The 24,065-nt window shown below is 36.0% G+C and carries 27 protein-coding genes, 2 tRNA genes and 1 rRNA gene; 11 read left to right on the top strand and 19 right to left on the bottom strand.

Going from position 1 to position 24,065, the window contains the following annotated elements; all coding sequences use genetic code 11:
- Window positions 1–2: 2 nt before the first annotated feature.
- Window positions 3–113 carry a WPE palindromic element domain-containing protein gene (locus tag ABWU74_RS05215; RefSeq protein WP_080717651.1) on the bottom strand — a complete coding sequence of 37 codons (111 nt, stop codon included), beginning with the start codon at window positions 111–113 and terminating at the stop codon, window positions 3–5.
- A gap of 21 nt (window positions 114–134) precedes the next feature.
- Entirely contained in the window at window positions 135–287 is a 153-nt protein-coding gene (locus ABWU74_RS05210; protein ID WP_156517965.1) for a hypothetical protein, read from the bottom strand.
- Between the two features lie 222 nt (window positions 288–509).
- On the opposite strand from ABWU74_RS05210, the gene recR reads away from it, so the two are divergent.
- Both recR and ABWU74_RS05200 read left to right on the top strand, forming a co-directional pair.
- Window positions 510–1,115, top strand: coding sequence for a recombination mediator RecR (gene recR / locus ABWU74_RS05205; RefSeq protein WP_010963080.1), 606 nt, complete (start codon window positions 510–512; stop codon window positions 1,113–1,115).
- Between the two features lie 3 nt (window positions 1,116–1,118).
- Window positions 1,119–2,339 carry a P-loop NTPase fold protein gene (locus ABWU74_RS05200; RefSeq protein WP_209472384.1) on the top strand — a complete coding sequence of 407 codons (1,221 nt, stop codon included), beginning with the start codon at window positions 1,119–1,121 and terminating at the stop codon, window positions 2,337–2,339.
- 45 nt (window positions 2,340–2,384) lie between these two features.
- Here ABWU74_RS05200 and ABWU74_RS05195 read toward each other — a convergent pair whose 3' ends face one another.
- Window positions 2,385–3,209: a hypothetical protein gene (locus tag ABWU74_RS05195; protein ID WP_209472386.1), complete on the bottom strand. Its 825-nt coding sequence runs from the start codon at window positions 3,207–3,209 to the stop codon at window positions 2,385–2,387.
- A 69-nt stretch (window positions 3,210–3,278) separates the two neighbouring features.
- On the bottom strand, window positions 3,279–4,643 hold the full coding sequence (locus tag ABWU74_RS05190; protein ID WP_264707396.1) for a pyruvate dehydrogenase complex dihydrolipoamide acetyltransferase: 1,365 nt from the start codon (window positions 4,641–4,643) through the stop codon (window positions 3,279–3,281).
- A 70-nt stretch (window positions 4,644–4,713) separates the two neighbouring features.
- On the opposite strand from ABWU74_RS05190, the gene ABWU74_RS05185 reads away from it, so the two are divergent.
- Window positions 4,714–5,205, top strand: a complete 492-nt coding sequence (locus ABWU74_RS05185; protein ID WP_007551030.1) for an SH3 domain-containing protein — start codon at window positions 4,714–4,716, stop codon at window positions 5,203–5,205.
- On the opposite strand, the gene ABWU74_RS05180 is transcribed toward ABWU74_RS05185, so the two are convergent.
- The 5 genes from ABWU74_RS05180 to ABWU74_RS05160 form a co-directional block, all read right to left on the bottom strand.
- Window positions 5,202–5,669, bottom strand: coding sequence for a hypothetical protein (locus ABWU74_RS05180; protein ID WP_138264841.1), 468 nt, complete (start codon window positions 5,667–5,669; stop codon window positions 5,202–5,204). The genes ABWU74_RS05185 and ABWU74_RS05180 overlap by 4 nt on opposite strands.
- Before the next feature lie 124 nt (window positions 5,670–5,793).
- A complete protein-coding gene (ltrA, locus tag ABWU74_RS05175) occupies window positions 5,794–7,107 on the bottom strand; it encodes a group II intron reverse transcriptase/maturase (RefSeq protein ID WP_006280268.1) in 1,314 nt (437 codons plus the stop codon).
- Entirely contained in the window at window positions 7,070–7,198 is a 129-nt protein-coding gene (locus tag ABWU74_RS05170; protein WP_353289250.1) for a hypothetical protein, read from the bottom strand. The genes ltrA and ABWU74_RS05170 overlap by 38 nt, the downstream gene beginning before the upstream one ends.
- 414 nt (window positions 7,199–7,612) lie before the next feature.
- Window positions 7,613–8,002 (bottom strand): DUF1284 domain-containing protein, encoded by a 390-nt coding sequence (locus tag ABWU74_RS05165; protein WP_209472357.1) that lies wholly within the window; start codon window positions 8,000–8,002, stop codon window positions 7,613–7,615.
- A complete protein-coding gene (locus ABWU74_RS05160) occupies window positions 7,999–8,526 on the bottom strand; it encodes a biotin transporter BioY (RefSeq protein ID WP_353289249.1) in 528 nt (175 codons plus the stop codon). Before ABWU74_RS05160 ends, ABWU74_RS05165 begins: the two co-directional genes overlap by 4 nt.
- An 85-nt stretch (window positions 8,527–8,611) precedes the next feature.
- Between ABWU74_RS05160 and ABWU74_RS05155 the strand changes: the two genes are divergently transcribed.
- Together ABWU74_RS05155 and dapF are read left to right on the top strand one after the other, a co-directional pair.
- Window positions 8,612–9,199: a nitroreductase family protein gene (locus tag ABWU74_RS05155; protein ID WP_095742826.1), complete on the top strand. Its 588-nt coding sequence runs from the start codon at window positions 8,612–8,614 to the stop codon at window positions 9,197–9,199.
- Window positions 9,180–9,968 (top strand): diaminopimelate epimerase, encoded by a 789-nt coding sequence (gene dapF, locus ABWU74_RS05150; RefSeq protein WP_006279822.1) that lies wholly within the window; start codon window positions 9,180–9,182, stop codon window positions 9,966–9,968. Before ABWU74_RS05155 ends, dapF begins: the two co-directional genes overlap by 20 nt.
- Before the next feature lie 8 nt (window positions 9,969–9,976).
- Here the strand turns inward: dapF and sucD are convergent, their stop codons facing one another.
- From sucD to hemF, 8 genes are all read right to left on the bottom strand, one after another.
- Window positions 9,977–10,852, bottom strand: coding sequence for a succinate--CoA ligase subunit alpha (gene sucD, locus ABWU74_RS05145; RefSeq protein WP_010963102.1), 876 nt, complete (start codon window positions 10,850–10,852; stop codon window positions 9,977–9,979).
- 3 nt (window positions 10,853–10,855) lie between these two features.
- The gene (gene sucC, locus ABWU74_RS05140; RefSeq protein ID WP_353289248.1) at window positions 10,856–12,007 is read right to left on the bottom strand and encodes an ADP-forming succinate--CoA ligase subunit beta; all 1,152 of its coding nucleotides are present in this window, start codon (window positions 12,005–12,007) and stop codon (window positions 10,856–10,858) included.
- A gap of 37 nt (window positions 12,008–12,044) precedes the next feature.
- Window positions 12,045–12,245 (bottom strand): 30S ribosomal protein S21, encoded by a 201-nt coding sequence (rpsU, locus tag ABWU74_RS05135; protein ID WP_006279819.1) that lies wholly within the window; start codon window positions 12,243–12,245, stop codon window positions 12,045–12,047.
- 199 nt (window positions 12,246–12,444) lie between these two features.
- Window positions 12,445–12,518, bottom strand: a tRNA-Pro gene (locus tag ABWU74_RS05130).
- A 218-nt stretch (window positions 12,519–12,736) separates the two neighbouring features.
- Window positions 12,737–13,423 carry a 16S rRNA (uracil(1498)-N(3))-methyltransferase gene (locus ABWU74_RS05125; protein WP_353289247.1) on the bottom strand — a complete coding sequence of 229 codons (687 nt, stop codon included), beginning with the start codon at window positions 13,421–13,423 and terminating at the stop codon, window positions 12,737–12,739.
- 28 nt (window positions 13,424–13,451) lie between these two features.
- Window positions 13,452–13,523 (bottom strand) — tRNA-Glu (locus tag ABWU74_RS05120).
- Window positions 13,524–13,591: 68 nt separating this feature from the next.
- Window positions 13,592–14,800 (bottom strand): hypothetical protein, encoded by a 1,209-nt coding sequence (locus tag ABWU74_RS05115; RefSeq protein ID WP_353289246.1) that lies wholly within the window; start codon window positions 14,798–14,800, stop codon window positions 13,592–13,594.
- 81 nt (window positions 14,801–14,881) lie between these two features.
- The gene (gene hemF, locus ABWU74_RS05110; RefSeq protein ID WP_064124995.1) at window positions 14,882–15,706 is read right to left on the bottom strand and encodes an oxygen-dependent coproporphyrinogen oxidase; all 825 of its coding nucleotides are present in this window, start codon (window positions 15,704–15,706) and stop codon (window positions 14,882–14,884) included.
- Window positions 15,707–15,866: 160 nt separating this feature from the next.
- Between hemF and ABWU74_RS05105 the strand changes: the two genes are divergently transcribed.
- The 3 genes from ABWU74_RS05105 (at window position 15,867) to ABWU74_RS05095 (ending at window position 20,128) form a co-directional block, all read left to right on the top strand.
- Window positions 15,867–18,347 carry a response regulator gene (locus ABWU74_RS05105; RefSeq protein WP_151807519.1) on the top strand — a complete coding sequence of 827 codons (2,481 nt, stop codon included), beginning with the start codon at window positions 15,867–15,869 and terminating at the stop codon, window positions 18,345–18,347.
- 90 nt (window positions 18,348–18,437) lie between these two features.
- Window positions 18,438–19,280: a ParA family protein gene (locus ABWU74_RS05100; RefSeq protein ID WP_353289245.1), complete on the top strand. Its 843-nt coding sequence runs from the start codon at window positions 18,438–18,440 to the stop codon at window positions 19,278–19,280.
- Window positions 19,277–20,128: a ParB/RepB/Spo0J family partition protein gene (locus ABWU74_RS05095; protein ID WP_353289244.1), complete on the top strand. Its 852-nt coding sequence runs from the start codon at window positions 19,277–19,279 to the stop codon at window positions 20,126–20,128. The genes ABWU74_RS05100 and ABWU74_RS05095 overlap by 4 nt, the downstream gene beginning before the upstream one ends.
- 112 nt (window positions 20,129–20,240) lie before the next feature.
- Here the strand turns inward: ABWU74_RS05095 and ABWU74_RS05090 are convergent, their stop codons facing one another.
- Together ABWU74_RS05090 and ABWU74_RS05085 are read right to left on the bottom strand one after the other, a co-directional pair.
- Window positions 20,241–20,417, bottom strand: a complete 177-nt coding sequence (locus tag ABWU74_RS05090; RefSeq protein WP_179943664.1) for a hypothetical protein — start codon at window positions 20,415–20,417, stop codon at window positions 20,241–20,243.
- 509 nt (window positions 20,418–20,926) lie between these two features.
- Window positions 20,927–21,541 carry a hypothetical protein gene (locus ABWU74_RS05085; RefSeq protein ID WP_264705839.1) on the bottom strand — a complete coding sequence of 205 codons (615 nt, stop codon included), beginning with the start codon at window positions 21,539–21,541 and terminating at the stop codon, window positions 20,927–20,929.
- 153 nt (window positions 21,542–21,694) lie between these two features.
- On the opposite strand from ABWU74_RS05085, the gene ABWU74_RS05080 reads away from it, so the two are divergent.
- From ABWU74_RS05080 to sdhD, 3 genes are all read left to right on the top strand, one after another.
- Window positions 21,695–23,199 (top strand): 16S ribosomal RNA (locus ABWU74_RS05080).
- Between the two features lie 100 nt (window positions 23,200–23,299).
- On the top strand, window positions 23,300–23,677 hold the full coding sequence (gene sdhC, locus ABWU74_RS05075) for a succinate dehydrogenase, cytochrome b556 subunit (RefSeq protein ID WP_010963112.1): 378 nt from the start codon (window positions 23,300–23,302) through the stop codon (window positions 23,675–23,677).
- Window positions 23,674–24,030: a succinate dehydrogenase, hydrophobic membrane anchor protein gene (gene sdhD / locus ABWU74_RS05070; RefSeq protein ID WP_010963113.1), complete on the top strand. Its 357-nt coding sequence runs from the start codon at window positions 23,674–23,676 to the stop codon at window positions 24,028–24,030. Before sdhC ends, sdhD begins: the two co-directional genes overlap by 4 nt.
- The last annotated feature ends 35 nt before the right edge of the window (window positions 24,031–24,065 follow it).

The following is a 24,065-nucleotide window of genomic DNA, read 5'->3' as shown; positions in this document are numbered from 1 at the left end:
GTTTATTTTCTAGCTACTTTTATACTTATCAACCCAGTATGCTTACTTACAATTAAAATTTCTGGATCCCAGTGTCTGGGCACTGGGATGACAGCTAGCCTGACAACCGTCATCCCGCTACTTGTTAGCGGGATCTAGAGATACCGAGAATGAATCGCGGTATGACGTAGGACTGCTGTCATTCCAGTCTGGAATCTAGTTCTTATTGTACATTTACTTGGTAGAGTTAAATTTCCTGGATCCAAGTAGTCGGCTACTCGGATGACAGGAGAAGGTACTGCCGTCATAAAGGAACCAGTGTCAGCTACTTGGATGATACCTTTTTTCTACTTAGTTTGGGTTATGCAAGAAGTCTATTATAATCAGGCTTTAAGTGTGCGGAAGTAATTTTTTTCGTTAAAGTAAAAAATTTTTTCTATAGCTGATCAAAGTGGGATCAAGAGAAACTTACCACTTTCTTTACAAAGGGTTTGATGTTACCATTTGACTGCCTATTCTGAATTTATTGAATGAACGTTAACATAAAAAATCTAGTTCATGCTTTCTCTAAATTGCCAAGTTTAGGGCCATCATCATCACGCAGGTTAGTTATACATTTACTCCAAAACAAAGAAAAAGTTATGCTACCACTTGCATCTTTGATTAAAGAGCTAGCAGATCTTATAATAGAGTGTGAAGTTTGCGGAAATCTAGATACTAAGTCACCTTGTTCTATTTGTACTAACCCAAAACGTGACACTAAGTTACTGTGTGTAGTAGAAGAATTAGGTGATCTATGGGCGTTTGAAAAAGGAAATATATATTCAGGTTTATACCATGTTTTGGGTGGCAGATTGTCTGCAATAAATGGCATAGGTCCAAAAGAACTCAACCTTGACACTATTCTGAAAAGAGTGACAGAGTCTAAAATTGAAGAGATAATTATCGCAATTAATCCGACATTAGAGGGTCAAGTTACTGCACAATATATAATTGAATTGCTAAAAAATTTGGATGTGAAAATATCACGTCTTGCTTGCGGCATACCAATGGGCGGAGAAATTGACTATCTTGATGAAGGAACGCTGAGGATAGCACTTACTTCAAGACAAGAATATGAGTTAAATATAAAATAAGACATGTGCTTAAAAAAACTTATATCGCTAATAACATTCAAAAAGAAAGAAATAGCGCCACCACTTAAAGTGGTGGCTTGGGAAAATGACCGTCTAAACTATAAGCAATTTTCAGGTAAATTTAACAATATAATTAAAACAATTGATCAGTCTTTTACAATAATATCTTTGGAAGGATATGATGGATGGGGCAAGACGTTTTTTTTGAAAGAATGGGTAAAAGAGTTAAAACAGCAAAATGAAATTGCAGCTTATTATAGTGCATGGGATATCAATGCATTGGACCAACCACTGCCTTCTTTTTTAAATTTCCTATTTGAAGATTTATTTGTATCGTATAAAGTAAAAAGAAGTGTTATACAACAGTTCAAGAACATAAACCAAGAGCTATTTTCTCTAAACACACTAGGAAAGCTGATCAGTAAATCTCCACTTGCTATGCTTTCAGTATTTCTTGATGCTGCAAAAGAGGCTGATAAAAAAGACATAGGTTTTGTCTTGAGTGAATTAAGTCTTCTCCAAAGAAGAAAAGAGAGTACTAGAGATTTTAAAACACAGTTAGCGGATGTGGTTCATAAAATCAGAAAAGACAAAAACATTTATATAATGGTGGATAATCTTGATGTGTGCCGTCCTAAATTCGTTGTCGATTTTTTGGAATCTATAAAGTATATGCTTGATGTGGAGGGGCTGGTTTTCATTATTTCTGTAAGTAAAGATAAGAGTAATGTACAAAGAGCAATCAGCACAATACTTGGACCAAATTTTGACCTAAAATCTTTTACTGATCTCTCTTTACATTTGCCAAAACAACCGATAGAAAAATTTACAAAAGAACTATTTGAAAATATTAAATTACCGAAAAAGTCAAAAAATTTGATTGTAGATAGTTTTATATTTTATGCAGAAAGCCTGTCACTATCGTTAAAAACAATAGAATACTGCGTAAAAAAAATAAAGCTGTGTCTTCTGAATCACACAAGAGAAGAATTACCTGATCCGAATTTGTTTTCATTTTTGGTAATACTGCAATCGATAAATATTGATATATATGAGGAATTAGGTTTTTCATATCAAAGAGCATTGGAAAAAATTGAAAATGAATATAAATCTTTAGTTCTAAATGGTCAAGAAGAATGGGAAAAACTTAAAACCTCTCTAGAAACTGCTTTTGCAGAGAGGGAGTCAAAAATTAACAAAGCTATAAAGGATATACTATTTTGAAAAGATACCCTACCTTTACATATACAAAGATAGGGTAACATTTGATTAACGCCCTTTTACTATGTCATTACCTTGTTCAAACTTTCTGATTAATTCGCTTACATTGACATTAGATAATTTTTTACCTGCAGATTTGTCATTATGTGAAGCATCAGGTTTACGAAGGTCTTCCTTACTGTTACTCCTAGTAATATTACATCTAACAATGTTTGAATTATTAGACTTATCGCTTACATCTGAAATATTGCTTTTTTCACTACATGAAGACGAATTACTCGACATATTGCCTAAGCTAAAGAGCTTTTTACCTTGATAGATTGGATTCCAATCAAGTGGATTATAAGTTTTTTTGCTAGTCTCAACCTTTTGGTTATTTTGCTGTTTAGGAGAAAAACCAAGTTTTTCTCTTTCTTTCTTGCTTAGCGTTTTGAGAAATTTTACGGTTTCTAATTCATCAGTTGCTTGTACTTTATGTAAATCAAAGCTTTTTTGATGGTTATCCTGCTTAACATTTTCCATCATTTTATCTTTTATTGTTCTATCCTCATCATCAGAAGTGCTGCTACTAATATCACTGATACCACTATCCCCTGAATTGCGGCGTTGTTTGTTAGGAGTGCTATGAATGTTGTCTTCCATGAGTTTTTGCATTGTTGGGCCAAATGTTCTTCCAAGATTGCTACTCACTGTTTTATTACTATCATTTGCTTGAGAATGAGGTACATTTCGCTCAAAAATTGCTTTTATTCCAGTAAATTTAGCTTGGGAAGATTTCGGAGGAACAGGTGGGGCAACCATGCCTTTTGAGTTAATCTTTCCTTCATTTTGAGGAAAAATTTTTGGATTATTTTTTTCTACTGTAGTATTCATTTTTTTACCTCTAAACCTATTAACTAATAAAAGTATAAACTTAGAGGTATTAATTTTGTAATAACAATGCTAATAGATTACCGCAGTTTCAATAAGCATCACCAGAGGATTCTCTATATAATGCTTAAAGGCATTTAAAAACTTTGCTCCGAGTGCCCCATCAACTGCTCTATGGTCAACAGAGAGCGTTACTGTCATTATTTCTGCTATTTCTATTTTCTCATTCATAACAATTGGTTGTTTTTTAGATGCACCAACTGCCATAATGCAAGATTGCGGCGGATTGATTATAGCACTGAAGGCTTTTATACCAAACATCCCTAAGTTGGAGATAGTAAACCCTCCTCCTTGAAACTCTTCAGGTTTCAATTTTCCAGATCTTGCTCTGCTTACTAAATCTTTCACTTCTTTTGATATAGATAAAATACCCTTTTTATCAGCATTTTTTACTATAGGAGTAATTAGCCCATCTTCAAGTGCCACAGCGATTGAAATATCTATATTTGAATATCTCAGTATTTTATTATCTATCCACGAAGAATTTATATCAGGAAATTTTTTCATGCTGAAAGCTGCAGCTTTTATGATTAGATCATTAATTGTTACTTTATTGTTTTCATCTGCTGAGTTAATCTCGTTTTTTAACGATATTAACTTATCAACCTGGCAATCTACAGTTAAATAAAAATGTGGAACATTCTGTTTTGATTCAGTCAGGCGCTGTGCTATCACTTGGCGCATGTTGCTTACTTCAACTATGGTATCTTTCTCAGGACTTTCAGTATGTATACCACTGCCTAAAAACTCCAACACATCAGCCTTAATTATGCGACCATATGGTCCTGTACCTTTTAATTGCTGCACATTAACCCCTTCATTTTGAGCTATTTTCTTAGCTAATGGGCTTATTTTTGTTCTACCTTCTGCATAACCCTCTGTCATCTGAGTAGCTGACACTGGGATCCATTCTTCTTTTCTAGATCCCAGTGTCAAGCACTGGGATGACATTGAGGGGTTGGATTCCAGCGTCACGCGCTGGAATGACACCGAAGAATGACTTATTGGCTTTCCGTTTAAATCTTGGTGTTCTGATTTTTGATTATCAACAGCACTTTTTGTCACTTCCTTTTTAACTGCACTATTGATGGAAGTTGAAGTATAGTTGTTAAGTGCACTTTCATCTTCTCCTTCTTCCAGCATTAAAGCTATTGGTTGATTTACAGACACGCCACTTGTTCCTTCTGTTACTAAAATTTTTGCTATGACTCCTTCATCTATAGATTCAAACTCCATTATGGCTTTATCAGTCTCTATCTCAGCAATTACGTCGCCTACTTCAACTTTGTCTTGTTCTTTTTTATGCCACTTTACAATTTTTCCTCCAGTTTTGCTCATTGTCGGTGAAAGAGCAGGCATTAATATTTCTATAGGCATTGATTTTGCATTTAAAGATCTATTCAATTTTTAATTTACTCTTTATCTTATGTCAACCTAATCGTGAATTATGATGAATAAGTCTGTTACACTATCCCTCACGTTATCCCAGTGCGTGACACTGGGATCTTGGTTCAGTACTATTATCCTATTGTTTTTATTATTTAGCCATAGCTTGTTTGCTAACAACTTTGTTTCAACCAAATCAAATAAGATCAACATGAGAACGGGGCCAGGGTTTCACTATCCTGTAAAATGGATATACACTTGCAAAAATCTGCCCCTGAAAGTGATAGAAGAGTTTGAGAGTTGGAAAAAGGTCTGCGATATAGATGAAGACTGCGGATGGATAAAAGGCAATCTTCTTAGTGATAAGCGCTACGCGATTGTAAAAGAAGATACTTATGGATATCAAAAACAGAGTGTAGACAGCAAGATTACTATGAAAATAGACAAGTTTGTTGTGATGAAGATAGAAAAATGCAACGAAGAATGGTGCTTTCTTTCCACCCCAAAACGCAAAGCATGGGTACAAAAAAAACATATATATGGGGTTGATTAGGTTGACAAAAGATCTGAATTAACACTAGTTTCTGGGCCTTCTGTAGCATGCTCTTCAGATGAAGCAGAGGGTTCTTGAGGCTCTGGAGACTGTACAGGGCTATCACAGAAACTCCTTAACATCTCCTCAGCGGATGAATCTAAAATTTGTACAATAGACTTTTCACTCTGCTCTTTTAGCGATTGATCCACTCTAGAAATCAACTCAGAAAACTCGCTACCTGATTTTTCAGCTTCACTTTTTATTTTACTTTCTATGCTTGCAATATTACCTTGGTCAATTTCTTCTTTTGTTATGTTGAATGACTTTGCAACATCTTGATATCCAATCTTGCAATTTCCACAACCAATTATGCAAAAAGTAATAGAATCAGATATTTCGCTTGCAGCCCAATTATGTATAGTGTAAGCCAAATAATTGTCATGGTATTTAATGCTAAATTGTTGTTCTATTAACTCAGAAATTTTATTCTTTAGAGGTCTGGTAGAGACTCATGACCTTGAAACCAGCGATTTGGTCTCATAACCATAGTCTCCCCAAAAGAACCGTGCTTGCGGATTTCCCGCACACGGCTCCACAATACAGCGTTCACACTAGTGCTCCTGTGTATAAAGAAACATATACCTTTGGTTTTGGTAATGGATTTACTTTTAAATAGTGTATAAATTGTTCCCAATCCATACTTTTCTTTTGACTACGTCGGTTTATCCACTTAAATGCTAACTTTGTTACCGGTCGATAGAATTGAATCAAACACCGATAATTTCCGCTAACTCCGAAGTAGCTATAGTGTCCTGTTAGTTTGGCTTTAAGTTTCTGCCACCAATCTTTGAGACAGATACGACTTCGTACCATCTTCAACCATTCTTTGATTTCTTTAATCTTTCTGGCTAGGCTTATTTTTGAAGTTTTCTGCTTCATCATAAGTTTACCATTACGACTTTTTCCACAATAATGTGTAAATCCTAGAAAGTTGAAGCTAGCCGTCCTACGTTTCTCTCTTTCTGCTTGATACCATTCTTTCTTACCAAACTTTACTATTTTTGTTTTATTTTCAGCTATTTCCAACCCAAATTTACTTAGTCTTTGTTTCAGTAATTCTAGAAATTCTTTTGCGTCTTCTTCCCTCTCGCAGCCAACTACAAAATCGTCGCAAAACCTTATTAGCTGTAAATATCCTCTGGCTTTTGGCTTAAATTTCTTTTCAAACCATAAGTCCAGCACATAGTGTAAGTATATATTAGCTAATACAGGGCTTACTATACCACCTTGTGGTGTGCCTTGATCGGTTGCTTTATAACATCCAACTTCGACTATTCCTGCCTTTAGAAATCGTTTTATTAACCACAATAAATTTGGGTCAGCTATTCGTTCCCTTAGACAATTCATTAGCCATTTATGTTGAACATTATCAAAGAACTTCTTGATATCCACTTCTACAATATAGTTAATTGGTTTGTGCATAACTGCTTTATCTAGAGCGTTTATCGCCTGATGACAATTTCTTCCTGGTCGAAATCCATACGAGCTGTCCATAAAGTTTGCTTCATAAATATTTTCTAATATCTTCTTTAGCATTACCTGTACCAACTTATCTTCCGTTGATGGTATTCCGAGACCGCGCTTCTCTTTGCTCCCGGCTTTGGGTATGTATACCCTTTTCACTGGTAGCGGTTGATATTGTTTTCTCTTCATACTATCCACTAGTGTTTTAAGTTTCTCTTCTAGATTTTCTCCATAAGCTTCCACTGTCACACGATCTATACCACAAGCCTTGTTGCGTTTTAGTTCCTTATAACACTCTGCAAGATTCTCTTCATTAATCAAATGAACTAATGATGTAAATTTTACTCGCTTATCTTGCTTAGCCCTTACTGCTATCTGGTTTAGTTTTCCTTGCATACTCCTCCAATCTCTGTTGTATTGGTATAGCAATCCCTATACCAGTCACTATATTGCTAACCGCTTCCCCTTGTATGTGCCTTTCCCACACTCCGAGTACTATCAGTTAGTCCGACTTCCTTTGCATCTTCCTCCAGTCCTCGCCTTTATTGACTTGTTCCAGAGTACCCTTACAGGAATACAAAGGATCTCCCAAGTTCACGTAAGGTCCATCTCAACACATGACGCGGCCTTCGATCCCGATGAGGTGAGTAATATCTTGCCTTAGCGTTATTACCCATGTTGCCTTCCACCAAATGTAAAGTGTCAGCCCCCATGACGCGTGAATTACGGGACTCAATACCTTCACTTTCGTTGCACCCTATGTTGTCCATTCCATTAGCTTTACTACGCTCGTTACCTTACGCAGCATAATGGTTTGTTCCAGGTTGCCGGCTAAGCTTTACCCGTGTTGGATTTTCACCAACTGTTCCTTACGCACTTCTTGGCGCACACATTTTGTCAACTACCTTTGTAGATTTAAAAGGGCATTTTTACATATTCCATATGGCTGCCAGTTGCACCCCTCACATGCGTACTCGAATTTCTCTAAAGACATTTTCTCCCTAATCTTTTCTACCGCTTCACTCCAGGTCAAAGTCTCGCCAATTTTAATTCCTAAAATTTCCATATGCCTTCTATCTAGCTCTAAAACTTTAGCTTGTGTGGTGCATTTACCTTGTTTAGTCTGATTTGGACAAGCACTACAGATATTATCAAGGTTACCAACTACTTCGATTTGAGTACTAATTACTTTGCTTGCTATCCTTTTATAATTTTCTACAAAACCCTGAGAATACCCATATCCCCGAAACGCGAGGGTGCACATAAAATGATGAGGGCGAAATTTTATCATTTTTTCAAATATTGCAAAGCTGCTACAAGTAGAAAAATTTTTATCAAACCAGGAAGGATAAATGGTAAAACACCCACCATTATTGCTTGTTCCATACCCAAGTAAACAGCAAGCCAACTAACACCACAAATAAAGATTACAACTGTACCAGCCAGACAACTTAAAGAATTACATACAAATGATTTATACTTAGAGTTCAGTAATTCATTTACTTTGCTCATTACCATAACAGCAGCTAAACAGCCAATTAAATATCCACCTGTTGGTCCAAGGAGAGCGTGATAACCACCAGAAAAATTTGCAAGAACAGGCAATCCTGCTGCACCAAGTGATAGATATGTAAGCACAGAATAGAATGCTGTTCTGCGGTTAAATTTAAGCCCAATAAGCATTACTCCTAAAGTTTGCAATGTGATAGGCACAGGCTGCAATGGTATACTTATTTGAGCCATCAAGAATAAAAGTAAAACGCAAGACAATATTTCAGCCAGTGTTGATCTGCTGCTAGATTGTGTTATAAACATACCTTCCCAATAAAAATAACTTATTAAATGTAATATATGTGTATGAGAGGTTTTGCAATTTAAATTTTGCTTATATTGTGCTACAATGAATTATTTATGCACTATTAAATTAAAAATGATGAGTAAACAAGATCTATTATCGTTGATGAAAGCAAGACACAGCGGACGTTCATACGATCCTACAAGAGCAATATCTCAGGAAGACATGGATATTTTAATGGAAGCTGTAAGGCTGACTCCCTCATGTTTTGGTGATGAACCCTGGAGATACGTAATATGCAACAAACAGAACAATCAAAGCGCATGGGAAAAGCTGCTAAATTGCCTTGATGAATCTAATCAAAAATGGGCAAAAGATGCACAAGTGTTAATCATATCTTTAAGCGCTAAGAATTTCCGCAAATCTGATAAAGGTGAAAATTTTTGGGCTAATCACGATACTGGTGCAGCGAATTATGGACTTATGTTACAAGCTGCAGTTATGAACTTAATGGCCCATCAAATGGGTGGATTTGATAGAGATAAAATAGTGAAAGAGTTCAATATACCCAATGACTTTAACGTAATGTCAGTGATAGCGGTTGGTTACGAAGAAGAGGGTGCTGAAACAAGTAAGAAGAAAAGAAGACCAATAGAAGAAATATTTTTTTATGATGAGTGGCCAAAATTCTGAAAATTTTATCAAAATGCACGGCACTGGTAACAATTTCGTTATCATAGACTCACGTTCAACAAACAATTTAGACTGGAACCATAGACAAATTGCTGATCAAAGCAGTTGTGATCAAGTGATAATTATAACAATGTCTAATGCTGCAGACTGTTTTATGCATATCTATAATGCTGATGGCAGTCGAGCTGAAATGTGCGGAAACGCAGCACGCTGTGTTGGATATTTGATAATGTCAGAAAAAGGTGCTGAATACTCCATTATTGAGCTAACAAGCAAACGCATTTTAGAGTGTTTTAAAGTGGGTGATAAATCCATAAAGGTTAACATGGGTAAACCTTTGCTAAAATGGCATGAAATTCCCTTATCTACTGAGTGTGACACTCTTCACTTACCTATAGAGCTTGAAATGCTAAAAGATCCTGTTGCAGTAAATATTGGCAATCCTCACATAGTTTTTTTTGTTGATAACATAAGTGAAATACCATTGCGAAATTTAGGACCAAAGCTAGAAAATCACGCATTATTTCCTCGGAAAATTAATGTTAGTATTGCACAAGTTGAAAAGTCTGGAGAAATAGCTTTAAGAGTTTGGGAAAGAGGTACAGGCATTACTGCATCATGCGGTAGTGCAGCCTGTGCAGCACTTGTTGCATCCACACTACGTGGATATCTGGTTGCCCAACAGACTTCAGTAAATTTACCAGGAGGCAAGTTATTAATCGAATGGGCAAATAACGTATTCATGACCGGTGATATAGGGTTTTTGTGACCCTAATTCTAGTGATGCATTACTTCCAATACCTTCTTACCAATTACTGCAGGGGTTTCAGCAATTGCAATTCCAGCGCTCCGCATAACTTCTAGTTTTGCACCAGCACTTCCACCGCTGGAAGAGATGATTGCTCCAGCGTGTCCCATACGTCTTCCTGGAGGTGCCGTTTGGCCTGCTACAAAACCAACGATTGGCTTTTTAGTTTTTTCTGTTTTCACAAAATGTGATACATCTTCTTCTTCGTTTCCACCTATTTCACCAATAACTACAATACCATGAGTATCGTTATCTTTTAAAAAGAGCTCCATACAGTCGACAAATGTTATACCATGAACTGGATCCCCCCCAATTCCGATACACGTGGATTGACCAAGACCAACAGCGGTTGTTTGTGCTACTGCCTCGTAAGTTAAAGTTCCGGAGCGAGACATAATTCCTATGTGTCCACGCTTATGGATATGGCCAGGCATAATTCCTATTTTGCATTCTTCAGGGGTAATAATTCCCGGGCAGTTGGGACCAATCAATCGACTTTTTGAGCCGATAAGCGCACGCTTAACTTTCACCATATCAAGTATAGGAATGCCCTCTGTAATACAAATTATCAATTCTATTTTTGCATCTATTGCTTCAAGTATTGCAGCAGCAGCAAATTTAGCAGGTACATATATAACTGTAGCATTTGCACCGGTTTTTTCTTTGGCTTCTGCTACAGTATTAAAAACCGGTAAATTAAGGTGAGTGCTCCCACCCTTTCCAGGAGTTACACCTCCCACCATTTTCGTTCCGTAATCAATTGCTTGCTCTGAATGAAATGTGCCTTGTGCACCAGTAAAACCCTGGCATATTAATCTTGTATCTTTGTTTACTAAAACGGACATGCTTTATTTTACCTCTTTTACTATCTTTTGCGCAGCTTCATCTAGCTCATCTGCAGCAATAATATTTAATCCTGACTCTTCTAAAATTTTTTTTCCTTCTTCAAAATTAGTACCTGATAATCTAACCACTAGAGGAACTTTAATGCTCATTTCTTTTGCAGCCGCAACAATTCCACTTGCGATAATATCGCAACGCATTATACCACCAAATATGTTAACCAGAATTCCTTTTAAGTTGCTATCAGACAATATGATTTTAAATGCTTCAGTTACAGTTTCTTTACTCGCTCCACCACCAACATCCAAAAAGTTAGCAGGCTCTGCTCCGTAGTATTTTATTATATCCATTGTTGCCATAGCAAGACCTGCACCATTTACCATGCAACCAATACTGCCATCCATTTTGATGTAACTGAGCCCATACTTTGAAGCCTCTATCTCTTCTTTCACTTCCTCATCATAATCACGAAGTTCCATAATTTCTGGGTGACGATATAAAGCATTATCATCGAAATTAATTTTTGCATCGAGCGCAATAAAATCTCCAGAATTTGTTTCAACCAGTGGATTAATTTCAATTTGGCTCGCATCAGTTGCAATAAACGCATCATATATTTTTTTTGCAATGTTCGATATCTTTTCTATTTGTTCTGGACTCAAATGAAAACTGCTGCTTAACTTGCTGCTATCAAAACTTGTAGCAGGATCAATATCAAATTTCACAATTTTTGCAGGAGAATTTTTTGCCACTTCTTCGATGTCCATTCCACCTTCTGAGGAAAATATAAATATTGGCCTACTGAGCTTCGGGTCGATTACCAGGCTTAAATAATACTCTTTCTTAATGCTTGAGCCTTCTTCAACGTACACTTTTCTTACTTGCTGCCCGCTTGGCCCTGTTTGATGAGTAACTAAAGTCATACCAATCATGTCCTTTACAAACTGTTGAGCTTCTTCAACTGACTTTGCTAGCTTTACGCCACCGGCTTTACCCCTACCACCTGCATGAATTTGAGCTTTAACTACAAACACGTCAGATTTTAATTGACTTACTTGAGTCTTTACTTCTTCTGCAGATGTAGCAACAAAACCTTTTGGCACTGGGACATTAAATTTATGCAAAACTTCTTTCGCTTGATATTCGTGAATATTCATAAAATAACCAATGATAAACTATTAACTTGAGTACAAACTACCAACCATAACGTTGCCTTCTGCACTCTTGTTGGTACCTCTTTTTTTTAGCTTCAGCTTTCTTTTTAGCTCTTTTTTCTGATTTTTTTTCATGATATTGTTTTTTCATTTTCAACCCTCTTCCTTCCTTTTGAATTGTTTTTTTCAATACTGGAAGAGCTCTGTCTACATCACCATAATGGACTGATACTTCTATCAAACTCTATACCTCCTTCGGTAATCATTTCAAAATCTATTTATAAATTAGAAAATTAACATTGTCAATTATTTTATAAACTTGAGCGTTAAAATGTAATATGCCATAATTTACATGGTAAATAATGTCATTCCAGTGTCAGCTACTTGCTTACTGATGGAGATTGCTCTTATGTTACAGCGTTCTTACAATTATACTAACATCGGGGCGGAGAGATTTGAACTCCCGACCCTTTGGTCCCAAACCAAATGCGCTACCAGGCTGCGCTACGCCCCGACTTCTTTACTCAGAGTATCAATAACTCAGGCAAAATGCAAGATTCATTTGTTTACTTTAGAAAAAATATAATATGAGATTTAATATTATCTTAGAATATGTTTTTTATTAGCTCCTCTTTAACAACAGACTGCTTCGTAGAAAGTCTACAGGGTTTTTGTGCGCGCAACACTGAACCAGATTTCTTTATGACCCAAACCTTAGTCATATTTAAAAATCTAGCTACACCAATTGGTGAAAGTGAGTGCAGCAACTACAGCAGTATCGACCCTTAAAATTCTTTTTCCTAGACTCAATTTTTGACAAAACTTATCGGCAAGATCAAGTTCATAAGATGAAAAACCACCTTCAGGGCCAACAATAATAGCAACATTTTTTTTGCCTTTCAGCACTTTGTCAGCTTTACCTGTTTCATCACACAAAACAAAATTTTTACTCTGGGAATCAGGTAACTCACAAAAGTTAATAGGAGGCAAAATCTCTGGTATACTTATCCTACCTGATTGTTCCGCTGCTTCGATTGCTTGTAATTTTGCTCTACTTAGGTTAATATTTTTTACCACTGTACATTCCGTTGAAATAAATTGAATGCAGATTACTCCCATTTCAGTTGCCTGTCTTACTATGTTGTTCAAAGCAGCACTTTTTACCATGGCACAATACAGGTATAAATTTTCCTCATATTGCTGTTGTTTAGTGCATTCTTTGGGTGTAACTTCTGTCAATTTACGCGATGTATTAACTACTTCTCCTAACCATTCTCCATCTTTTCCATTAAAAAGAGAGAGATTATCATACTTCTTAAGCCGCATTACATTGCAAATATAGTGACTTTGTTGTGGATTAAGTGCTAAACTCACGCCTTGTGATAAAGCTTCTTCAACATAGAGCCTAATTTTTCCCATTCAAAACTTTAATTATATTCTACTTGAGTGACTCTTACGGGATTTGAACCCGTGTTACCACCGTGAAAGGGTGGTGTCCTAACCACTAGACGAAAGAGTCAACTTGAATCTAACTAGGTTATATCGATTACATATATAAAGTCAATTCAATTATTTTGAATCACATAGTTAGAGGGATATATCAGTAATCTTATATCGACAGCCTCCTATTACTCCATGCTCAATACTCACTGAACCTATCTCAGATTTAGGAGCTAATTCTAATTGTTGTTCAACTTTTGTATCGGAATCATAGCCAGAATCGTAGCCAGAATCTCTACGCTCATATTTCTGCCTTATTTCTTCTACACTAAAGCCAGCCTTGGTCTTAATTTTTTGATCATTAGTCTGTTGCTGACTTATCGACTTATTAGCACTTAGCTCATTTAGCTTCACTTGCCAATCATTCACTTTATCTTGCACTAACCCATGGCAAGTTCCAGAATTAGCTTTTATGTCTTTTGCTTTTCTTTCTGCTCTTTTCTTGGACAAATCTACCCTAGCATAAATAGGTTCTGACGACTGTTCTGGCTCTTTCTGTTTTAGGCTAGTAGGCTTTTGTTCTGAAAGATCATCTATAGTGCAATAAATAGGTTCTTCTGATATACTCAAATAACCACTATCTTCCAATGATAAATTTTCAGTGGATTTTTTATGTGAATCATATATTTCAGCATAAATAGATTCTTCTGATACACTCAAATAACCATTCTCCCCTAATGAGTTACTAACCTTAGCATCATACACCTCAGCGTAAATTGGCTCTTTTGAAGGCAAAGCATCATAATTAGTGCTCTTTGGCTTATACTCAAAAGTTCTAGAAGGTTTTTGAGGTGGTATTACATTGTTGTTCACCTCAGCGTACATAGTTATTGGCTCATATTCAGAGGTTCTAGGAGGTTTTTGTTGTATAGCTTCAACATTCAAATCATCTGTAGAATAATACTCTGCGCCTTTTCCTAGTAAAAAGGAAACTGTGGGGTGAAGAATTATCTCTGCTGGTAAGTTTTTCTCACTATCCAATTTTAGATTTTTTGATTCTGCTAAACTCTCAATAACACGAATTATAACATTCTTTCCATTCTCATCTATTGAGTGGATATCAGCTCCACGATTAATCAGCAATTCCATTATTTTGTGATCTGTAGCATGTCCTAAAGCCTGATTTAAAGCTTGATTATTATTTATATCAAATGATCCTGTATTCTTGAGAGACATAGTCTTTGAAAAGAATTTTCTAAAACTATTTAATGCATCATAGAGAATTAGAGTCAGTTTAACACCTTTTATGTCATTGTTTTTGACAGATTTAATTAAAAAATTATCTATTATGCCCATGATTATACCCCCTATATAAAAGCTCACTACCATGGTACAATTTTAAACTATGATGATTTATTTTCTACTAATAGCAGCTCTCTATAACCACTTAACAAGTGGTGGCATTGACATCATAATTGCATCTGGATTGCCGTCAGTCATTAAACCAAACCTTGTGCCACGATCGTATAACAGATTGAATTCTACATATCTGCCACGTTTTATTAATTGATTTTCTCGTTGTTCTTTTGTCCAAGATTTTTGTATATGTTTACGTATGATGTGCAAATAAATTTCCAAAAAGGCTTCACCTACTGCTTTTGTGAACTCAAAATCGTTTTCCCAGTTGCCAGAACTCAGATTATCATAGAAAATGCCACCAATACCACGTGGCTCTTTTCTGTGTTGTAAGAAAAAATAATTGTCACATTGCTCTTTAAATTTTGGATAATATCCGGTGTCAAATCTATCACATGTCATTTTGATTGATTCATGGATATACTTGCAATCTTCTTCATTTTTATATATTGGCGTAAAATCCATTCCTCCACCAAACCATTGTTTTGAAGTATATATCAGCCTTGTGTTCATATGTGCTGCAGGGATAAGGGGCGATTGCATATGAGACACTAAAGATATACCGCTTGCCCAGAACTCTCCGTTACTTTCACTTGCACCAGGAATTTCATTAATGGCTGAATCTGCAAATTTTCCGTGTACTTTTGAAACGTTTACTCCAACTTTTTCAAAAACATTACCAAAAATAATTGTAGATTCACCACCTCCACCACCTGGGCGATCCCACTTTCTCTTTTCGATTTTTGGCTCTGCGGATGATTGTTTTTCAATTAATAAGAAAGATTCTATAATCTTATCTCTTAGTGCACAGAACCATTTAAATGCTTGTGTTTTTTGTTTTTCCATAATATCCTCTTGCTAGCTTATTAACATTGTTATATCTGATATTTAAGGAACTTAATTAGATTTGGATGATAATTATCTATCAAAGACGTTAATAAATCTATAATAATTAAATCAATATAATAGAACATTTTCGTATGTACAACAATGCCAAGTAACAATAATGAATAAAAGATACATAGATAACAAAAAAGAGAACAGGGTTGACTTCATACTAAGAAATTATGGAATGTCAATTGTTGTGATGGCAGTTATTATGCTCTTACCTCCAGTAGCAATATCGATACTCTACTTTTTTGATATATATAGTCAGCATATTAATATAGAGATTAATTTATTAGTTAGCATTCTAACAACTCTCTTTATGATGTATAATGTAAAACGCTACAGATACCTACTTAATACTATAGAATTTCAAAATGCAATATTTGCAAATGCACTAAATCATAATACAGAATTTTGCCTTATTTTACATAAAGATGAAGGTATTATTTATGCTGATGCAAGGTTCTACGAAAGGTTTAAAGATCATATAGATGATGACATTACGTTAGACAAGATTCTTGAAATAGGAGATGTTTCAGAAGCAGACAAAAAAGTACTCTATCATGCACTAAAAAATAACTCTTCTGTACAGGTATGCATTTCCTTAAACAAGAAGAATAGAGTATCTAACTTTCTTTTGCTCTTTGAGCCGATACCAGATAATCCCCAAATTGCTATAAATAGTAATAAGATTTTAAATTTATCATTAGTGCCAATAGCAAGGCCAGATGGGTATTTTGTATTAAAAGCAACACAGATAAACAAGGAGCAGATATATGAAGAGTTAATAGAAAAACACAGCATAGGAACTTACATTGCAAATGCCAAAGGGGTGATTTTATCTGTAAATAAAAGATTTTTAGACATATTTGAACTAAAAAAACTGGAAAAAGGTAGCTCAATCAGTGATTTTATATCTCAATCTAAATATAACAATACAACAACCGATAATGAAATTTTGTTTTTTACTATAAGTGGTATTCCATTCAAGGCTTATATGAGCACTGCTATATTTTGTGATAAATACAACCATAGCTATATATATGGCTTTATAACACCAACCGAATCAAATATTGTTGATTATCAATTACACCCTTGTTTTGCAAATTCATCAATTGCTATTGCACAATGTGACATAAACGGCAACTTTGTAAAGAAAAATACGGCACTAATAAAGCTTGCAGGGTCAGATAATAATTCAATCTTTACGTTGATATTGGATAGTTATCATGTGAAAATACGTGAATATTTTTCGAGTAATAGAATAAATAATGCGTCTTTTGATGTACAGCTCAACGGCGGTAATAACATAAAAATATATTTCAATAAGTTTCTTCATAATAAAATGATCTTCATACTTTGTTATTTTATTGACAATACTGAACACAAAAACCTAGAGATAAAGCTTGAGCATTATCAAAAGATGCAAGCTATAGGGCAGTTAGCAGGTGGTATTGCGCATGATTTCAACAATATATTGACTGGGATAATAGGATTTTGCGATTTGCTTTTACTCCAACACTCAGCTGGTGACCCATCTTTTGGAGATATAATACAGATACAGCAAAATGCAAAGCGTGGATCAAATTTAGTAAGACAATTGCTTGCTTTCTCAAGAAGACAGACCTTGCAGCCAAAAATTATTGATGTAAATAATACTATAGCTAATCTTTATGAAATGATAAAAAGATTAATAGGTGAAAATATAAAATTTAATATTTATTATGGTAGAGACTTGGGTGCTGTTAGGGCTGATCAAGGGCAATTAGAGCAAGTTATACTTAACTTAGCAGTCAATGCTAGTGCTGCTATGGAAAAGGGCGGAGAATTAACTATACGAACCTTTAATCAAAAGATTGACTCATTAAATTCTACACCTCAGGATATGTTTTCTCCAGACAAGGAAGCGATTGAACATGGAAATTATGTTGTGATTGAAGTAATTGATACTGGATGTGGAATGACGAGTGATACAACTGAAAAGATCTTTGATCCATTTTTTTCTACCAAAGATATTACCTCTGGTACAGGTCTTGGCCTCTCTACTGTATATGGCATTATTAAACAAACTGAAGGATACATCTATGTTGCTAGCAAAGTAAATCATGGAACTAAATTTAGCATATTTTTGCCCATGGTTTACATATCAGATGAAAATGATAGAGAGGAAGATAGTGAAGAAACAGAAAAACCGGTAGTAAGTGAAATTAAAGGTAATGGTATAATTTTATTAATCGAAGATGAAGATTCAGTAAGGGAATTCATCTCTAAAGCACTCAAAAGAAAAGGATTTGATGTAATAGAAGCAAGCATAGGCAGCGAGGCGCTAGAAATAATCAGTAAAAAAAGTCAACATATAGATCTTATAATCACTGATGTAATCATGCCAGAGGTGAGCGGCCCAGAAATAGTTAAAGAAGCATTGATCCATAGGCCAAATATCAACGTTATTTTTATTTCTGGGTATGCAGAAGATGCTTTTTTAAAGAGTGATGACATCAATATAGAAGATTTTCACTTTTTGCCAAAACCATTCACTCTGAATGAATTAGGAAACAAGGTTCAAAGTGTGTTACACAAAGCAAAAAAGACAGTCTAATTTTAGTGTGGTTAGCAACAAAAAAATTTTCTAATGCAAAAGTTTCTTGCATATATACAATAGAATTATTTTATACATAAGATAAAAGGCGTGAGCAAGATTATTGCAATAGTAAATCAAAAGGGTGGAGTTGGCAAAACCACAACTAGTATAAATTTGTCGACAGCCTTTGCTGCTGTGGGAAAAAGCACTTTATTGGTAGATCTTGATCCTCAAGGAAATGCTAGCACCGGACTCGGGATTTCTTATCGTAGTAGGGAAGAAAAAAACATATACAAAATACTACTAAGCAGCGAAAATAAATTGATGGAATCGGCAATTTTCAATATAAAGGAAATTCCGAATTTATCGCTAATTTCGTCAGTAGTTGATTTGTCAGCTGCAGAAATTGAATTATCGCAACTTGAGCGAGGAAAATTCGTACTAAAAAGCGCATTGGAGAAGATACGCGATAATTATGAGTATATAATCATCGATTGCCCTCCATCACTTGGGCTTCTGACCATAAATGCTTTGACTGCTGCTAATTCTATTATTGTTCCTCTTCAGTGTGAATTTTTTGCTCTGGAAGGATTAAGCCATTTAGTTAAAACTGTGGAGCTAATAAAAAGGAATAACCTAAACCCTTTTTTGGCAATAGAAGGGATAGTGTTAACAATGTATGACAGGCGCAACAAACTCAGTGAACAGATTAAAAACGATATTTGCCAGTATTTAAATGATAAAGTATACAAAACTATCATCCCATTGTATGAGACTGTTATTCCACGTAACGTACGGTTATCAGAAGCGCCTTCTCATGGAAAACCCGCTATTGTGTATGATCTTAAGTGTCCTGGTGCACAAGCATATATAAGTTTGGCAAGGGAAATTTTAAAAAAGCACGCGAGCAGTTGTAAGGAGAAGAAACTAGTAAGCGAGGGCGTAGTATGAAGGATGATAGACGCCTCGGCAGAGGTCTTGCCGGCCTCATAGGCGATAATTATGATAATAAAGAAGATCGACAAGAGCATTTGCCTGTTTCATTACTGCACCCAAGCAAATTTCAACCGAGGAAACATTTTGACGAGGAGTCATTAAGAGAACTTGCAAATTCGATAAAGAAAAGTGGCATTATACAGCCTATCGTGGTACGCAAAGATTCAAATGATGATGGTTATGAAATAATAGCTGGAGAACGTCGTTGGCGAGCAAGCAAGATTGCAAATCTTGATAGTGCACCGGTTATCATAAAAGATCTGAGCGACAAGGAATGCTTGGAAGTATCCATTATTGAAAACATACAAAGGCAAGATATTAATCCAATAGAGGAAGGTGAAGCTTACAGAAAACTGATAGATGAGTTTTTCTATACACATGAGGAATTAGCTTCAGCTATAGGCAAAAGCCGCAGCCACATAACCAATATGATTCGGATGTTGTTGCTCCCTGATAGGGTGAAAACAATGATCAATGAGAAAAAATTGTCTATGGGTCATGCAAGAGCGTTGATTAATGTTGAAAATGCGGAAAGTATTGCAGAAAAAATAGTTTCTCAGGGCTTAAGCGTTAGACAAACTGAAAAACTGATAAAGGACCTACATCAAAACAACAATCAAAAAGAGCAGAGATATACTAGAAATCAAGATATGACAGTAATAGAAGGCGCTATATCTTCTCAACTTGGTTTAAAGATCAAAATTAATGACAACAATTCTAAGGGTAAAGTTATGATACGGTATGATAATCCAAATGAATTGGATTTGATATTGAAAATTTTGAATAGGAAACTTGAGGCATAGCTAGTAGTTGGCTAGCAAAGCAACAAACCAATATCAACTGTTGGTGTCATGAAAGTAGCTGACACTGGAATCCAGGAATTTTATTAAGTTGGTAAGCATAAAAGTATAACTTCTACGTCATACCGCCGCGGTATCCGCTAACAAGCAGCGGGGTGACGATTGTCAGGGTAGCTGTCATCCCAGTGCCCTGACTACTTGGATCCAGGAAAAAGAATGGTGTCATCCCAGTGCGTGATACCCTAGTAGAAATCGTTTTTGTAATTGCAACATTCGTGCAATCTTTAGCCATAAATATTTAAAAAATTTACCAAATGAAAAAAAAGGCAAAAGAAGCCCCGTGGTGGTTGGCTATTTACTATGTACTAAAATATCGGCGTTTTTTTTATTCTAAAACGCTTGATTAAGAGCGATTTAGCTGCTTTTAACTTGCAACTAACCTACATCGCAAGTGTTTAAGAAATTTACTAAGCAGGAAAAAAGGCAAAGAAACCCCGTAGTAGCTAGCATTCAAATTCTCCCTTGTCAATTTGACGTTTTTTGCTGTCTTAAACGCTTTGTAAGCGCGTTTCGGCTTATATAGGTAAAAACCTAAAAATTTTTAAAGACATGCGATGCACGTAGTGCGAAAAATTAAACATGAGACGCCAAATACCCTAAGTTTTTTGTCATTAACCTGCACAGATTGCGAAGATAAATAAATAGCTTCAGTTTTATGATAAGGGAGCTGGCGAGGCTTGTCAAGGAAGTTTTTCGTTTCATCCAATGCGCTGCCAAAAGCTATGCAAAAAGTCCAATGAGTTAACTCCCATATATCCGGAGTAGTTCTTGTGCATTAGCCTTTATTAGAGTAGGGCATTTTCTGTCATTTAATAGGGAACGCAATACTTCAGTTGCACCTTTAATGTCGTTATTGTGTATCTTTACTACAGCGATAGCTTCTTGGCTTGAATAAGGATACACTGCACTTGATTCTAAATTATCAATTTTATCTTTATTTATTTTTTCACCGTTGGAGTGAAGTAAGCTCATTACTTCTAAATATTGTGCTAACTCACGCAAAACATTAGGAGCATCTTTATCATCTGCCAAATCATTATAAATAGATGCTGTGTCTGTTGGCATTGAATCTGAGATATGATTGAATGCGCGTTCAAAATTTGCTAAATACTCCCAATTTGAATCTATTTCTTCTAGCAGCGGCTTATTATCTTTTTTTAAGAATAATACTTCGTAAAACTTGTCACCTGCAGTTATAGATTGTTTTGTGTTATCAATGTTGCGCAATAAGTATAATGTGATGCCAACTAACATTGGCGCGAGTGCAAGCAGAAAGATGTATTTTTTCATGGTAATATTCCAAATAGTTATATATTTATACATTAATGCTTTTGATTTGCAAAAACATATTGACATAGTGATTATATCACATAATAATATTCTTAAAGTTGTTTGAATAGTTGGAGATTAAAATATTTCTAAAGTAGAAATAAAGACAGCAGTATTAAGCTAAATTATTTTTTGTCGGATTTATCCGATGTACCCTCAACCTTTTATAGGTTGAAGTCTAAATTTGAGAGTTTGATCCTGGCTCAGAATGAACGCTGGCGGCAGGCCTAACACATGCAAGTCGAACGGAGTTATATTGTAGCTTGCTATGGTATAACTTAGTGGCAGACGGGTGAGTAATGTATAGGAATCTACCTAGTAGTACGGAATAATTGTTGGAAACGGCAACTAATACCGTATACGCCCTACGGGGGAAAAATTTATTGCTATTAGATGAGCCTATATTAGATTAGCTAGTTGGTGGAGTAATAGCCTACCAAGGCAATGATCTATAGCTGATCTGAGAGGATGATCAGCCACACTGGAACTGAGATACGGTTCAGACTCCTACGGGAGGCAGCAGTGGGGAATATTGGACAATGGGCGAAAGCCTGATCCAGCCATGCCGCATGAGTGAAGAAGGCCTTTGGGTTGTAAAGCTCTTTTAGTGAGGAAGATAATGACGGTACTCACAGAAGAAGTCCTGGCTAACTCCGTGCCAGCAGCCGCGGTAATACGGAGAGGGCTAGCGTTATTCGGAATTATTGGGCGTAAAGGGCGCGTAGGCGGATTAGTAAGTTAAAAGTGAAATCCCAAGGCTCAACCTTGGAATTGCTTTTAAAACTGCTAATCTAGAGATTGAAAGAGGATAGAGGAATTCCTAGTGTAGAGGTGAAATTCGTAAATATTAGGAGGAACACCAGTGGCGAAGGCGTCTATCTGGTTCAAATCTGACGCTGAGGCGCGAAGGCGTGGGGAGCAAACAGGATTAGATACCCTGGTAGTCCACGCTGTAAACGATGAATGTTAAATATGGGAAGTTTTACTTTCTGTATTACAGCTAACGCGTTAAACATTCCGCCTGGGGACTACGGTCGCAAGATTAAAACTCAAAGGAATTGACGGGGACCCGCACAAGCGGTGGAGCATGTGGTTTAATTCGATGCAACGCGAAAAACCTTACCACTCCTTGACATGGGAATTATACCTATTCGAAGGGATAGGGTCGGTTCGGCCGGGTTTCACACAGGTGTTGCATGGCTGTCGTCAGCTCGTGTCGTGAGATGTTGGGTTAAGTCCCGCAACGAGCGCAACCCTCATCCTTAGTTACCATCAGGTAATGCTGGGGACTTTAAGGAAACTGCCAGTGATAAACTGGAGGAAGGTGGGGATGATGTCAAGTCATCATGGCCCTTATGGAGTGGGCTACACACGTGCTACAATGGTGGCTACAATGGGCTGCAAAGTCGCGAGGCTAAGCTAATCCCTTAAAAGCCATCTCAGTTCGGATTGTACTCTGCAACTCGAGTGCATGAAGTTGGAATCGCTAGTAATCGTGGATCAGCACGCCACGGTGAATACGTTCTCGGGTCTTGTACACACTGCCCGTCACGCCATGGGAATTGGTTTCACTCGAAGCTAACGACCTAACCGCAAGGAGGGAGTTATTTAAAGTGGGATCGGTGACTGGGGTGAAGTCGTAACAAGGTAGCAGTAGGGGAATCTGCAGCTGGATTACCTCCTTAGGCTTTGCACATAATTTACCATTTTTAATGATGGTGTTGTTATGTGCTATACTGCTGTCTTTACTTCTACTTTATTTTAATTTCCCGATAACGGAATTTTATGAGTGATAGACCTCTTTCTCCACATTTACAAATATATAAAGTACAAGTTACTAGTTTTTTCTCTATTATGCATAGATTGACTGGTATCTTGCTATTCCTTTTATTAATGATACTTTCTTGGTATTTCATATTACATGTTTACTTTCCTGAGTTACTTATAGTAAGGTACTTAAATGCATTATTATTCACTCCTGTTGCTAAATTAGCTTATGTCTTATGTTTTATAAGTTTTGTATATCATTTTCTTAATGGTATTCGTCATTTATTGTGGGATGTTGGGCTTAATTTAGAAATTACTGGCGTTTCAAGGAGTGCTATACTGCTGACAGTAACGCTACTTCTTTCTACTATGGCTTTTTTATTTATGTTTATATGAGTCAGTCTGGAAATTCAGTACATCATTGGTGGGTTCAGCGTGTTTCTGCGGTAATTTTACTGTTCCTGTTTCCTTGGTTTATCTATTCATTTTCTTGCACATTTTATACTGATAGCTCTTTGTCTTTTAGTGAAAAATTTATTAATCACCCTCTAGAGCTTTTATTTTTTGTTGTATTGTTGTTTTGCATTTTTTGGCACGCAGTTCTTGGAATGCAGGTAGTATGCGAAGATTATATACACAGCGTACCTTTGAGGATTTTTACAATTACATGCATAAAGTACTTATCAAGCATTACTTATATAACCCTCGCTTTTACAATCTTTATCTTCTACAGGCATATTTTCTTGTAAAATCACCGGTGCTGTGTTAATATATTATTAGTGTA

It is taken from the genome of Wolbachia endosymbiont (group A) of Paraperithous gnathaulax (genome assembly GCF_964028485.1).
GTDB lineage: Bacteria > Pseudomonadota > Alphaproteobacteria > Rickettsiales > Anaplasmataceae > Wolbachia > Wolbachia pipientis.
The sequence above is the reverse complement of the archived record's forward strand: the minus strand, read 5'-3'. Positions and strand labels throughout refer to the sequence as shown.

Excerpts from the sequence above, each read along its gene's own strand:
- ABWU74_RS05215 (WP_080717651.1), bottom strand. The coding sequence starts at position 113 with ATGACGGTTGTCAGGCTAGCTGTCATCCCAGTGCCCAGACACTGGGAT.
- ABWU74_RS05210 (WP_156517965.1), bottom strand. The coding sequence starts at position 287 with ATGACGGCAGTACCTTCTCCTGTCATCCGAGTAGCCGACTACTTGGAT.
- recR (WP_010963080.1), top strand. The coding sequence starts at position 510 with ATGAACGTTAACATAAAAAATCTAGTTCATGCTTTCTCTAAATTGCCA.
- ABWU74_RS05200 (WP_209472384.1), top strand. The coding sequence starts at position 1,119 with ATGTGCTTAAAAAAACTTATATCGCTAATAACATTCAAAAAGAAAGAA.
- ABWU74_RS05195 (WP_209472386.1), bottom strand. The coding sequence starts at position 3,209 with ATGAATACTACAGTAGAAAAAAATAATCCAAAAATTTTTCCTCAAAAT.
- ABWU74_RS05190 (WP_264707396.1), bottom strand. The coding sequence starts at position 4,643 with ATGCCTATAGAAATATTAATGCCTGCTCTTTCACCGACAATGAGCAAA.
- ABWU74_RS05185 (WP_007551030.1), top strand. The coding sequence starts at position 4,714 with ATGATGAATAAGTCTGTTACACTATCCCTCACGTTATCCCAGTGCGTG.
- ltrA (WP_006280268.1), bottom strand. The coding sequence starts at position 7,107 with ATGCAAGGAAAACTAAACCAGATAGCAGTAAGGGCTAAGCAAGATAAG.
- ABWU74_RS05165 (WP_209472357.1), bottom strand. The coding sequence starts at position 8,002 with ATGATAAAATTTCGCCCTCATCATTTTATGTGCACCCTCGCGTTTCGG.
- ABWU74_RS05160 (WP_353289249.1), bottom strand. The coding sequence starts at position 8,526 with ATGTTTATAACACAATCTAGCAGCAGATCAACACTGGCTGAAATATTG.
- ABWU74_RS05155 (WP_095742826.1), top strand. The coding sequence starts at position 8,612 with ATGAATTATTTATGCACTATTAAATTAAAAATGATGAGTAAACAAGAT.
- dapF (WP_006279822.1), top strand. The coding sequence starts at position 9,180 with ATGAGTGGCCAAAATTCTGAAAATTTTATCAAAATGCACGGCACTGGT.
- sucD (WP_010963102.1), bottom strand. The coding sequence starts at position 10,852 with ATGTCCGTTTTAGTAAACAAAGATACAAGATTAATATGCCAGGGTTTT.
- sucC (WP_353289248.1), bottom strand. The coding sequence starts at position 12,007 with ATGAATATTCACGAATATCAAGCGAAAGAAGTTTTGCATAAATTTAAT.
- ABWU74_RS05125 (WP_353289247.1), bottom strand. The coding sequence starts at position 13,423 with ATGGGAAAAATTAGGCTCTATGTTGAAGAAGCTTTATCACAAGGCGTG.
- ABWU74_RS05115 (WP_353289246.1), bottom strand. The coding sequence starts at position 14,800 with ATGGGCATAATAGATAATTTTTTAATTAAATCTGTCAAAAACAATGAC.
- hemF (WP_064124995.1), bottom strand. The coding sequence starts at position 15,706 with ATGGAAAAACAAAAAACACAAGCATTTAAATGGTTCTGTGCACTAAGA.
- ABWU74_RS05105 (WP_151807519.1), top strand. The coding sequence starts at position 15,867 with ATGAATAAAAGATACATAGATAACAAAAAAGAGAACAGGGTTGACTTC.
- ABWU74_RS05095 (WP_353289244.1), top strand. The coding sequence starts at position 19,277 with ATGAAGGATGATAGACGCCTCGGCAGAGGTCTTGCCGGCCTCATAGGC.
- ABWU74_RS05090 (WP_179943664.1), bottom strand. The coding sequence starts at position 20,417 with ATGGCTAAAGATTGCACGAATGTTGCAATTACAAAAACGATTTCTACT.
- ABWU74_RS05085 (WP_264705839.1), bottom strand. The coding sequence starts at position 21,541 with ATGTCAATATGTTTTTGCAAATCAAAAGCATTAATGTATAAATATATA.
- sdhC (WP_010963112.1), top strand. The coding sequence starts at position 23,300 with ATGAGTGATAGACCTCTTTCTCCACATTTACAAATATATAAAGTACAA.
- sdhD (WP_010963113.1), top strand. The coding sequence starts at position 23,674 with ATGAGTCAGTCTGGAAATTCAGTACATCATTGGTGGGTTCAGCGTGTT.